The 10,801-nt window shown below is 64.7% G+C and carries 11 protein-coding genes and 1 tRNA gene; 5 read left to right on the top strand and 7 right to left on the bottom strand.

The window, feature by feature from the left end:
* The first annotated feature begins 142 nt into the window (after positions 1–142).
* The 3 genes from CJ028_RS15935 (at position 143) to CJ028_RS15925 (ending at position 1,760) form a co-directional block, all read left to right on the top strand.
* Positions 143–224 (top strand) — tRNA-Leu (locus CJ028_RS15935).
* 1 nt (position 225) lies between these two features.
* Positions 226–903, top strand: a complete 678-nt coding sequence (locus tag CJ028_RS15930) for a DedA family protein (RefSeq protein ID WP_105036192.1) — start codon at positions 226–228, stop codon at positions 901–903.
* 122 nt (positions 904–1,025) lie between these two features.
* Positions 1,026–1,760, top strand: a complete 735-nt coding sequence (locus CJ028_RS15925; protein ID WP_205684070.1) for a DedA family protein — start codon at positions 1,026–1,028, stop codon at positions 1,758–1,760.
* Between the two features lie 31 nt (positions 1,761–1,791).
* On the opposite strand, the gene CJ028_RS15920 is transcribed toward CJ028_RS15925, so the two are convergent.
* The 4 genes from CJ028_RS15920 to murI form a co-directional block, all read right to left on the bottom strand.
* A complete protein-coding gene (locus tag CJ028_RS15920; protein WP_105036190.1) occupies positions 1,792–2,700 on the bottom strand; it encodes a cation diffusion facilitator family transporter in 909 nt (302 codons plus the stop codon).
* Between the two features lie 75 nt (positions 2,701–2,775).
* Positions 2,776–3,369 carry an RdgB/HAM1 family non-canonical purine NTP pyrophosphatase gene (gene rdgB / locus CJ028_RS15915; protein WP_105036189.1) on the bottom strand — a complete coding sequence of 198 codons (594 nt, stop codon included), beginning with the start codon at positions 3,367–3,369 and terminating at the stop codon, positions 2,776–2,778.
* A gap of 3 nt (positions 3,370–3,372) precedes the next feature.
* On the bottom strand, positions 3,373–4,119 hold the full coding sequence (gene rph / locus CJ028_RS15910; RefSeq protein ID WP_105036188.1) for a ribonuclease PH: 747 nt from the start codon (positions 4,117–4,119) through the stop codon (positions 3,373–3,375).
* Positions 4,120–4,128: 9 nt separating this feature from the next.
* The gene (gene murI, locus CJ028_RS15905; protein WP_105036207.1) at positions 4,129–4,998 is read right to left on the bottom strand and encodes a glutamate racemase; all 870 of its coding nucleotides are present in this window, start codon (positions 4,996–4,998) and stop codon (positions 4,129–4,131) included.
* Between the two features lie 41 nt (positions 4,999–5,039).
* On the opposite strand from murI, the gene CJ028_RS15900 reads away from it, so the two are divergent.
* The gene (locus tag CJ028_RS15900) at positions 5,040–6,392 is read left to right on the top strand and encodes a nicotinate phosphoribosyltransferase (RefSeq protein ID WP_276309395.1); all 1,353 of its coding nucleotides are present in this window, start codon (positions 5,040–5,042) and stop codon (positions 6,390–6,392) included.
* A gap of 15 nt (positions 6,393–6,407) precedes the next feature.
* Here the strand turns inward: CJ028_RS15900 and CJ028_RS15895 are convergent, their stop codons facing one another.
* Genes CJ028_RS15895 through CJ028_RS15885 form a run of 3 tightly spaced genes read right to left on the bottom strand, consistent with a single transcriptional unit; the run spans position 6,408 to position 9,065 of the window.
* Positions 6,408–6,692 (bottom strand): DUF3039 domain-containing protein, encoded by a 285-nt coding sequence (locus CJ028_RS15895; protein WP_092341477.1) that lies wholly within the window; start codon positions 6,690–6,692, stop codon positions 6,408–6,410.
* Between the two features lie 25 nt (positions 6,693–6,717).
* Entirely contained in the window at positions 6,718–8,292 is a 1,575-nt protein-coding gene (locus CJ028_RS15890) for a hypothetical protein (protein WP_105036187.1), read from the bottom strand.
* Positions 8,268–9,065, bottom strand: a complete 798-nt coding sequence (locus tag CJ028_RS15885; RefSeq protein ID WP_439099054.1) for an ABC transporter ATP-binding protein — start codon at positions 9,063–9,065, stop codon at positions 8,268–8,270. The genes CJ028_RS15890 and CJ028_RS15885 overlap by 25 nt, the downstream gene beginning before the upstream one ends.
* A 953-nt stretch (positions 9,066–10,018) precedes the next feature.
* Here CJ028_RS15885 and CJ028_RS15880 point away from each other — a divergent pair.
* Entirely contained in the window at positions 10,019–10,738 is a 720-nt protein-coding gene (locus CJ028_RS15880; protein WP_276309394.1) for a phosphocholine cytidylyltransferase family protein, read from the top strand.
* Positions 10,739–10,801: the final 63 nt, after the last annotated feature.

Here is a 10,801-nt window from a genome sequence, read left to right as displayed (position 1 = left end):
GTTGAGGTCTGTTTTCACACACTGGGTTTAACACCCTCCGCCTTCGATTAACAGCGCCCACGCGGGAAAAGTCCGATCGGACTGAGCGGTTGGCGTGCTACCAACCGATTAGGACTCACTCATCTAGACTAGGAACACACCCGCGGGAGTGGTGGAATTGGCAGACACGCAGGATTTAGGTTCCTGTGCTTTCGAGCGTGGGGGTTCAAGTCCCCTCTCCCGCACATGGTCCACATTTCAGCACTCGACAGCACGTTGAACGACGTACTCTCCCATACGGGCGCCGTTCTTTTCTACCTGCTAATTTGGGGCTTGGTCTTCGCCGGAACAGCACTCTTTTTGGGCGTGTTCATTCCATTCATCACCGGCGATTCGCTATTGTTCGGATCCGGCCTCGTGGCCGCCTCCACGGGCAACATTAACATCGTGATCCTGGTCATCGGCACGGGCATCGCAGCGTTCCTCGGCGACCAGGTGGGTTTTCTGCTCGGACGTCACTACGGGCGCGGCTATCTGGAACGTCACGGCGGCCGGCGCACCCAGACCGCGATCGTCAAAACCGAATCCTTTTACCGCAAGTTCGGCTGGTGGTCGGTGGTCATTGCCCGATTCATGCCGTGGGCTCGGGTCTTCGTTCCCGTGGTCGCCGGAGTCGGTCGTATGAATTACTACAAATTTCTCACTAGCAATCTGCTCGGAGCGCTGTCCTGGGGCGTCGGCCTCACCCTCACCGGGTATTACGCGGCGACGATCCCCGGCGTCAAGAGTGCGGCGTACATTATCGCGGGCGTTCTCATCACGGCCTCGATCGTGGTCGGGTATCGCACCTGGCGAATCGACCGCGCCCAGCGCACAGCGGATGCCGCAGCCCGAGACCTCGAGACCAGCCCCCCAATCGGCTGAACCATCCCCTGTTTCAGGGGTTGGCGGCCGGGCATTCTCTCACCATTAGGCGATACCCTGTGACTCGGCACCCGCCGTCGTTACCCGAACGTCTGCCCCCCGCCGACAGGAGTTCCCGCGTGATTCACACCGCACTGATTCCCTGGCTCGACCCGACAAACATCATTGAGTCGGCCGGTCCCTGGGCCCTGCTCGTCGTCTGCGCGATCGTCTTCGCCGAGACCGGCCTCCTCGTCGGGTTTCTGCTGCCGGGCGATACCCTGCTGGTCATCACCGGCCTGCTCGCCTTCCCCGCCGCCGGAGTCATCCGAATCGACATCTGGTGGGTGGCGCTGGCGATCGGCTTCGCGGCCTTTCTCGGCGGCGAGGTCGGCTACCTGATCGGGCATAAGTTCGGTCCGCGCGTCTTCGAGCGCAAGGAATCCGGGCTGTTCAGCATCAAGAATGTCGACCGCACGAATGCGTTCTTCGTGCGCTTCGGCGGCGTCGCCGTCATCGTCGCGCGGTTCGTGCCGATCGTGCGCACCTTCGCGCCGGTCGCCGCCGGTGTCGGCCACATGGAATACCGCAAATACACCCTGTACAACCTGATCGGCGCACTGCTCTGGGGTGCCGGCCTCACCTTCGGCGGGTACTTCCTGGGCTACATTCCGCCGGTGGCCGAATTCGTCACGAAGTACATCGACCTGATCTTGCTCGGCGCGGTGGTCGTCACCCTCATTCCCACGGTGTACCACTACGTGCTGTCCGTCGTGAAGGCCCGCCGGTTGCGCGGCCAGCCCAGCACCGCCACGGGCAGCCACCTCCTCAACCCCGAGACGTTCAAGACCAACCACAACGGGCGCCACGAGAGCTGATCGGCACCGATCGGCTCAGCGTTCAAACAATTCAGCGGTGCTGGTGGTCTTCGTGCTCGGCGTGCTCGGCCGGTTCCAGTTGAAACGTCGAGTGCGCGACGTCGAAGTGTGTACTGAGGCATCCGGACAGCTCATCGAGCAGAGCGTCGGTGCCGTGAGCGAGTACGGCCGCCTCCACGACGATGTGTGCGGTGAAGACGTGGGCTCCGCTCGTGATGGCCCAGACATGCACGTCGTGCACGGCGACCACGCCGGCAGTGCCGAGCAGATGGCGCCGAATCTCGGAAATATCGGTATCGGCCGGCGTGGATTGGCCGAACACGCGCACGACGTCACGCAGCAGCACACAGGCGCGCGGCACGATCATGGCGGCGATGACCAGCGAGGCGACGGCATCCGCCCCGGTAAAACCGGTCACGAGGATGACGATGGCCGCGACGATCACGGCGACCGACCCGAGCGCGTCCCCGAGCACCTCGAGGTAGGCGCCGCGCATGTTGATCGACCCAGCGACTGCGGGGCGAAGCAGCATTATTCCGGCGATGTTCGCTGCCAGACCGATGATGGCGACGATGAGCATGGGGGTGGGCAACACAGCGCTGTCGCTCGGACTAATGAGGCGGGCGATCGCGGCGACCGAAACGGCGCCGGCCACAGCGAGCAGAATCAGGCCGTTGATCAGCGCGCCGAACACCTCGGCCCGTTGAAAGCCGAAGGTGGCCCGGTCAGTCGCCGGGCGCGCAGCGACCACGGTTGCGGTCAGTGCGACAATGAGCCCGAACAGGTCGGAGAGCATGTGCCCAGCGTCGGCCAGCAGCGCGAGCGATCCGGTCAGAGCGGCACCGATCACTTCGAGCAGCAGCACGGATGCCACGATGCCGATGGCGAGGGTCAGTCGCCTCCGGTTCGAGCTGGTGCCGTGCGCGTGATCGTGGCCCATGGCTCAAGATTAGGGCCGGGCGGGCCTGCTTGCCAGCCGCACGCCTAGTTGGGAATGAATGCCGTTCTCAGCTCCCTAGGGCTGGCCGAGCACCTCGCGCAGCACCGGAACGAGGCCCTCGAAGGCGATCGCCCGATGGCTGACCTGGTTCTTCACGTGGGCCGACAGCTCGGCGGCCGAAATGGCATACCCCTCGGGCAGAAAGATCGGGTCGTAGCCGAACCCGTTGGCACCGGCCGGTTCGAACAGAAGCTGACCCGGCCATTGGCCGGTCACGGCCCGCTCGGTACCGTCGGGCAGGGCAAGGGCTGCCACACAGGTGAAATGGGCGTCGCGGTGCTCCTCGGGAACGTCGCTGAGCTGCCAGAGGAGCAGGCGCAGGTTCTCGCCGGCGTCCTTGGCCGGCCCAGACCAGCGCGCCGAAAAGATTCCGGGTGCTCCGCCGAGAATATCGACGCAGATGCCAGAGTCGTCGGCGATCGCCGGAAGTCCGGTGTACGCGGCTGCGGCGCGAGCCTTGATCAGGGCGTTTTCGGTGAAGCTGATGCCGTCCTCGACCGGTTCGGGGCCGTCATAGGCCAGCACCTCGATACCGGGAAGCTGCGAGGCGAGAATGCGCCGCAACTCCTCGACCTTGTGGGCGTTGTGAGTGGCCAGAACGATCTGCACCGCTCAGCGCCCCGAACCGCTGGCCAGTGCGCCGGTCTGGAATTCGGTCAGGGTGACGGCGCCCTTCAGAGCGAGGTCGAGCAGCGTGTCGAGCTCGCTGCGGTCGAACGGTGCAGCTTCGGCTGTGCCCTGCACCTCGACGAACTTGCCGCGCCCGGTGACGACGACGTTCATGTCGGTGTCGGCCCGCACGTCTTCGGTATAGGCGAGGTCGAGCATCGGAACCCCGCCGATGATGCCGACGGACACGGCCGAGACGCTGTCAATGAGGGGCTGCGCCTTCTGGGAGATGAACTTCTTCGTGCGTCCCCACTCGAGGGCGTCGGCGAGGGCTACGTAAGCACCGGTGATGGCCGCGGTTCGGGTGCCGCCGTCGGCCTGCAGCACGTCGCAGTCGAGCACGAGGGTGTTCTCGCCGAGCGCCTTCATGTCAACGACCGCGCGCAGGCTGCGGCCGATCAGGCGGCTGATCTCGTGGGTGCGACCGCCGATCTTGCCCTTGACCGATTCGCGATCCATGCGGCTGTTGGTCGAGCGCGGCAGCATCGAGTACTCGGCGGTGACCCAGCCCTTACCCTTGCCGCTCATCCAGCGCGGAACGCCGTTGGTGAACGACGCCGTGCAGAGCACCTTGGTGCGGCCGTAGGAGATCAAAGCCGAGCCTTCGGCCTGGTCGCTCCAGCCACGCTCGATCGCGATCGAGCGCAGTTCGTCGTTGGTGCGCCCGTCGGCGCGCAGGGTCTCGGTCACGGTGTACTCCTACTGGTTCGGGTGCTGTGGGGACTGTGCGGGCAGGCGCGTGGCTGCTGCCAGCTCTGCGAGGTTGAGGGTGCCGGTCTCGATCAGGTCGACGCGGCTGACCTCCGGTCCGATCAGGCGATGGGCGAGAGCCAGAAAGTCCTCGGCACTGTCGCCGGTGGCCTCGTAACGGTAGCTGGGTGGACTGGTGTGTGAGCGTTCCAGGCCCTGACTCACCAGCACCCGATACACGTCATTGGCCGTTTCGGTGTCGCTCGAGACCAGGGTGACGCCCTCCCCCATCACGTACGAGATGGCGCCGCGCAGAAAGGGATAGTGGGTGCAGCCGAGCACGAGGGTGTCGACCCCAGCTGCGCGGAGCGGCGCGAGGTATTCCTCGGCGACGGCGAGAACCTCGTCACCGGTCGTGACTCCGGCTTCGACGAACTCGACGAACCGCGGGCAGGCCTGGCTGAACAGGGTGATCTGGGGCGCGGCGGCGAAGGCATCGTTGTAGGCGCGTGAGTTGACGGTGCCGAGGGTGCCGATGACCCCCACTCGGTGGTTTCGAGTGGTCGCGACGGCGCGGCGCACTGCGGGTTGGATGACCTCGATCACGGGCACGCTGTAGCGTTCGCGAGCATCCCGGAGCATCGCTGCCGACGCCGTATTGCACGCGATCACGAGCAGTTTCACGTCTTGCGCCACGAGATCGTCGAGCACGTCGAGGGCAAAACCACGCACGTCGGCGATCTTCTTCGGCCCGTATGGCGAATGCGCCGTGTCCCCGATATAGAGAATGGATTCGCCCGGCAACTGGTCCTTGATAGCCCGGGCGACGGTCAGGCCGCCGACTCCGGAATCGAAAATACCAATCGGTGCATCCGTCACGGTGATCAAGCCTAGCCCGCCAAGCGGATAAGCTGTGCCGGGTGACCCCGTCCCCCGCTCCAGCACACCGTGGTCCAGCCGACCGCACACCAGCACTGCGCACCGATCGGTACGAGCTCACCATGGTGGATGCCGCCATCCAGAGCGGCACCGCCGATCGTGCGTGCATGTTCGAGGCCTTCGCCCGCCGCCTGCCCGCCGGTCGCCGCTACGGCATCGTCGCCGGTACCGGCCGCCTGCTCGAGCTGATTCGCGACTTTCGCTTCGAGACCGAGGAACTGACTTGGCTCGCCCAGAACTCGGTCGTACGCACTCCCACCCTCGACTACCTGGCCGACTATTCCTTCAGCGGCAACGTCTGGGGCTACCAGGAGGGTGAAGCCTACTTTCCCGGATCGCCCCTGCTACTGGTGGAGAGCACCTTCGCCGAGGGCGTCATTCTGGAGACCCTCATCCTCAGTGTGCTCAACTACGACATCTCCGTTGCCAGCGCCGCCGCGCGCATGGTCTCGGTGAGTCTCGGCCGCCCGATCGCCGAGATGGGATCCCGTCGCACCAACGAGCACTCCGCGGTCGCCGCCGCCCGCGCCGCCTTCATCGCCGGCTTCGCGTCGACCAGCAACCTCGAAGCCGGCCGCCAGTGGGGCCTGCCGACCATGGGCACCGCCGCCCACTCGTTCATTTTGCTGCACGACAGCGAGGAAGAAGCGTTCCAGGCGCAAGTGGATGCCTTCGGTTCCGCCACCACGCTGCTCGTTGACACCTACGACGTACCGGCTGGAATCGCCCTGGCGGTCAAGATCGCCGGGCCCGAGCTCGGCTCGATTCGCATCGACTCTGGTGACCTGCCCACCGTCGTTGCCGCGGCACGCGCTCAGCTCGACGCCCTCGGCGCGGTGAATACCAAGATCACGGTCACGAGCGACCTCGACGAGTTCGCTATCGCGGCCCTGTCGGCCAGTCCGGTCGACGCCTTCGGGGTTGGCACCTCGGTCGTCACCGGGTCGGGCGAACCGGCCGCCGGCCTCGTCTACAAGCTCGTCGCCCACAAGGGCCACGGCGATGACTGGGTCTCCGTCGCGAAAACGTCGACCGCGAAACTCTCCATCGGTGGCCGCAAGAGCGCACTGCGCCGAGTGGATGCCGCGGGTACCGCCCAGGAAGAAATCGTGCTGCTCGGCGACGGCCCCGGCGGCCCGTCCGACTCCGGCAGCGGCCTGGAGCGGGCGCTGCTGGTTCCGCTGATCCAGGATGGTACCGTCTGCGAACGTTATCTGGGAGCATCCGGGACGCTGCGCGCCCGCGCGCACAACGCATCCGTTATGCAGGAACTGCCGATCGAGGCTTTTCGATTGGGGCGCGGCGAAGCCATCATCCCAACCTCGTACCGCTAGCTGCGGCCAAAAATGCTACTTGGCCTTCATCTTCTCGTAGATGGCCTTACAGGTTGGGCAGACCGGAAACTTCTCCGGGTCGCGCCCCGGCAGCCATTTCTTGCCGCACAGGGCCTTGACCGGCTTGCCCGAAATGGCCGATTCGAGAATCTTGTCTTTGGGCACATAGTGCGAAAAGCGTTCGTGATCGCCCGGCTCGATCTGCTCCTGGTTCAGGAGTTCTTCGAGTTCACGGTCGAGCGTGGACGTTCCGCCGCCGGGCTGGCCGGGTTCTGCAATGCTCGCACGAATTTCAGTCATGGGAACAGTCTAAACAGTCAGCAGGTCAGGCGCGCTGGGCTGAGGCGAGCATCTCCGGACCGCGCCGGTCGAAGGCACGAGAGCCGGCCCAAATTCCCACGACCACGGCCACGATGCCAAGGCCGAGGCCGGCGCCGAGAGCGCGCAGGTGCCAGGCCGGATCCTCGAAGATTCCGAGGTAGGCGAAGATGAGCGCGGGCAGCGCCACCACGATCGAACCGGTGAAGGTCAGCGACTGCACCAGCGCCGAGGCGGTTTCTGAGGCCTGCGGCTGGGCGAATGGGCTGTCACCGGGTTTGGTCACCGGGTAGGGAAACCGGGTGGAGGTATAGCTGGAGAAGCCCAAACCGGCCAAGAGGATGCACGTACTCACGCCCAACATAGACGGCAACACCGACCAGTCCCCGTAGAACGAAACACTGATGGCCGAGCCAATACCAATGAGCGGGATGCCCACGGCCAGCGCGGGAGCGAGCCGGCCGAGGCGGTCGGCGACGCCGCGCGTTCCTGAAGCCACGTGCAGCCAGATGGCTGTGTTGTCGTAGGCAACGTCGTTGTGCATGGTCCATCCGAGAAAAATGCACATGAGAGGCACCGGCACAAGGGCGAGGTAGTGCAGCGGCACGCCGACGATGCTCAGTGGCACGATCGCGATGATCGGAACGATCGGAATCATGATCAGCGACACCCAGTACCGCGAGTCGCGCGCCCAATACGTGAAGGTGCGTGCGGCGATAGCACCAACGGAACTGTGCGGAAGGCGGTCGAACCAGCCCAGCCCGGAGTACTGCTTCGCCGCAGCCTCACGACCAGGCGATACCAGCATGCGCGCCACGACAAGCTGCCAGATCAGCCATAGGGTGTAGGCAGAGACCGCGGCAATGAGCAGTTTGAGGATCGCGGCGCCCCAGGCACCGGTGGAGGCATCCCCGGGGGCAGCCCACGCTGCGCCGAGCGGCGTCCAGCCCAGAATCGTGGCCAAGGTGGCAAGCAGGCCACGGCCATGACGGCCCCAATCCGTGCTGAGCAGCACCACAACGAGTGGAGATATCAGCACCAGCACGACGACACCGATCATGCCGGTGAACTCCCGCGAGCGTCTGGTTGACAGGAGGAAGGCGGCAAGGGAGGCGCTCACCCGCGACAGCAGAATGCAGGTCGCGAGGATCAGCGCGGCCGATACCAGAGCGAGCACGGTCTGCCCGATGCCGCGCGACCAGGTGAAAACGGTGCCGAGCAGCACGATCGTCAGAGTGAGCGCCGGAACGCCGATCAGCGCCGAGCCGGCCAGTCCGAGCGACAACGAACGGTTGGGAATTCCGAGGAACGCAAACTTGCGGGGGTCCATGCTGTCGTCGATGCCAACCACAATCGGGATGACCAGAAAGCCCAGTGCCACGGCCGATCCGGCCACGGTGAGTGAATCACGAATGAGTTCGAGGTCCCCAACGAATCGCAGGGTGATCAGGGCGACGAGAATTGTGATGGCGACGCCGAGGCCGTAGAGCAGTCCGACGACGAGGCCGACGACCTGCCAGGGACTACGACGGAACAGATTGGCGAGGAGCCGGAGCTTCAGTCCGAAAAATTGTGCAACCATTCCATGCCCTCCGCGACCTTGCGCCCGCCGGCGAGTTCGACGAACCGATTTTCCAGCGTCTTCTGTCCGCGCACCTCGTCGACGGTTCCCGCCGCCAGGACGCGGCCCTGCACGATGATGGCAACGTGATCGCAGACGCGCTGGATCAGATCCATGCCGTGGCTGGACAGCACGACGGTTCCCCCGGCAGCCACGTACTTCTGCAATATCTCGGTGACGTTAACCGCGGAAACCGGGTCGACCGACTCGAACGGCTCGTCGAGCACGAGCACGCGCGGGGAGTGGATCATGGCGCAGGCCAGGGCGATCTTCTTGGTCATTCCGGCGGAATAGTCAGCGACCAGACGGTTGAGGGCGTCCTCGAGGCCGAACGCCGCCGCGAGATCTGCCGAGCGGGCGCGCACGGTGTCGTTGTCGAGGCCGCGCAGGGTGCCAGCGTAATAGAGGAGTTGTGCGCCGGTCAGGCGGTCAAAGAGGCGAAGTCGGTCGGGCAGAACGCCCATCACACGCTTGGCCTCGTTGGGCCGAGCCCAGACGTCGATACCGTGAACCAGAACTTTTCCGGCGGTCGGCCGCAGCAGCCCGGTGATCATCGACAGGGTCGTGGTCTTTCCGGCCCCGTTCGGCCCGACGATGCCATAGAACGAACCAGCTCGAACGCTGAGGGCGAGATCGGAGACCGCGACGTTGTGACCGAACCTCTTCACGAGTCCGACGGCTTCAATGACGATCGGGGCTTGCGCGATCGAGGTCACATCGGCTGCGGGCTGCACGGCTGGCTTCGTCGCTGGCCTTTCGGCCAGCGATGCGGCCAGCGGTGCGATCGGCTTCGCCGGCAGCTTCGCGTTCGACTTCGCGTCTGTGGAGCTGACGGACTTCACGGCTGGCTCAGCTGGGGTGCTGGGAGTGGACGGCGGCGGTGTTGTCTGCACGGCAGGATCGCTGATCGGTTCCGGCAGAGGTACAACCGGCGTGGCCAGCGACGCTCCCGTTTCGATCGTGACGAGCGCGTCGCGGGTCACGTAGGGCCGCGTGGTTTCGTCGGTGGAGTTCTCGGCGAGCGTCTGTTCGGCCAGCCTGGCCAACCCGGCGACCGCCGGGGATTTCGGCGTCGTCGGTTTCTTCGGCATCGTCGACGTACTAACGGTCGGCTTGCGCACTGCTGGTTTGCGCACTGCTGGCTTACGCGCGCCGGTAGCCGGCGTTACAGCATCCGGCTTGGCCGCCGCAGACTTGGCGGCAGACTTGGCGGCAGTCGACTTCACGGCACTTGGCTTCGCGACAGCGGCCGTGGTGCTCGCCGTCGTGCGCACCGCTGGCTTACGCACCGCTGGCTTACGCACCGCTGGCTTACGCACGGCGGGTTTGCTAGCCAACGGCGTAGCGGCGAGCGGTGCCGTCGATTCGGCTGCGCGGTTCGCGGCAGACTCGTCGTCACGTTCAGGGTGGGGCGGCACAAAAGTCACTCCGCTAACCTACCAAGGACCGCTGACCCGGGGGCACGGAAGACGCCCGGGCCACGGTTTCAACCTGTGAGTACGCTCCACGCCGGGTCACGAAATGGACACGTGCTGAGCTGATTCTTTCTTCGGAACGACCCAACAGGTTATGGTGAGATTGACATAACGGTGTGTCTTTACGTGAACATGTGGGTAAATCCTAAGCAAACTCTTCGCATCTGAGTGGGTTTTGCGGTGTAGCCCCAACCATTCTTGAGGAGATAATCGTGACGACGCAGGCAAATGTGCGCGCAGTCAAGACGCAAGTTGTCATTCTGGCAGCCGGCATGGGTAGCCGCCTTGGGCGTTCCCTGCCAAAGCCGCTCACCGAGCTGAGCGACGGCCGCACGATCATGCAGCAGCAGTTCGACAACATCAACCACGCCTTCGGCAACGCTGCCAAGGTCACGATCGTCGTCGGCTACAAGCTCGAGCACATCATCGAAGCGTTCCCGCAGGCTTCCTTTGTCTACAACGAAGAGTACGACCAGACCAACACGTCGAAGAGCCTGCTGCGCGCCCTGCAGGCCTCGAAGTCGGGCGGTGTGCTCTGGATGAACGGTGACGTCGTCTTCGACCCGGCGATTCTCGACCGCGCGGCCGTCATGATGGCCCGCGACCAGTCCTTCGTCACCGTGAACACCGACAAGGTGTCCGATGAAGAGGTCAAGTACACCACGAGCGCCGAAGGCTACATCAAGGAACTCTCGAAAACCGTCAAGGGCGGTCTCGGCGAAGCCGTCGGCATCAACTACGTGTCGAGCGCCGACAAGGCAACGTTGATCCGCCAGCTGAGCAAGGTCGCCGACCAGGACTACTTCGAGCGCGGCATCGAGTTGGCCATCGAGCACAACCGCATGCTGGTGGAGCCGGTGAACATCTCCGACTTCTACGCCGTCGAGGTGGACTTCGCCGAAGACCTTGAGCGCGCCAACCTGTTCGTCTAACCGACACACCGCACGACAAAACCCTCACGCTTCGGCGTGGGGGTTTTGTCGTTCTGGATAAGG

Source organism: Cryobacterium aureum (genome assembly GCF_002954245.1).
GTDB lineage: Bacteria > Actinomycetota > Actinomycetes > Actinomycetales > Microbacteriaceae > Cryobacterium > Cryobacterium aureum.
Note: the sequence above shows the minus strand (reverse complement) of the source record. Positions and strands in the feature narration are given on the sequence as shown.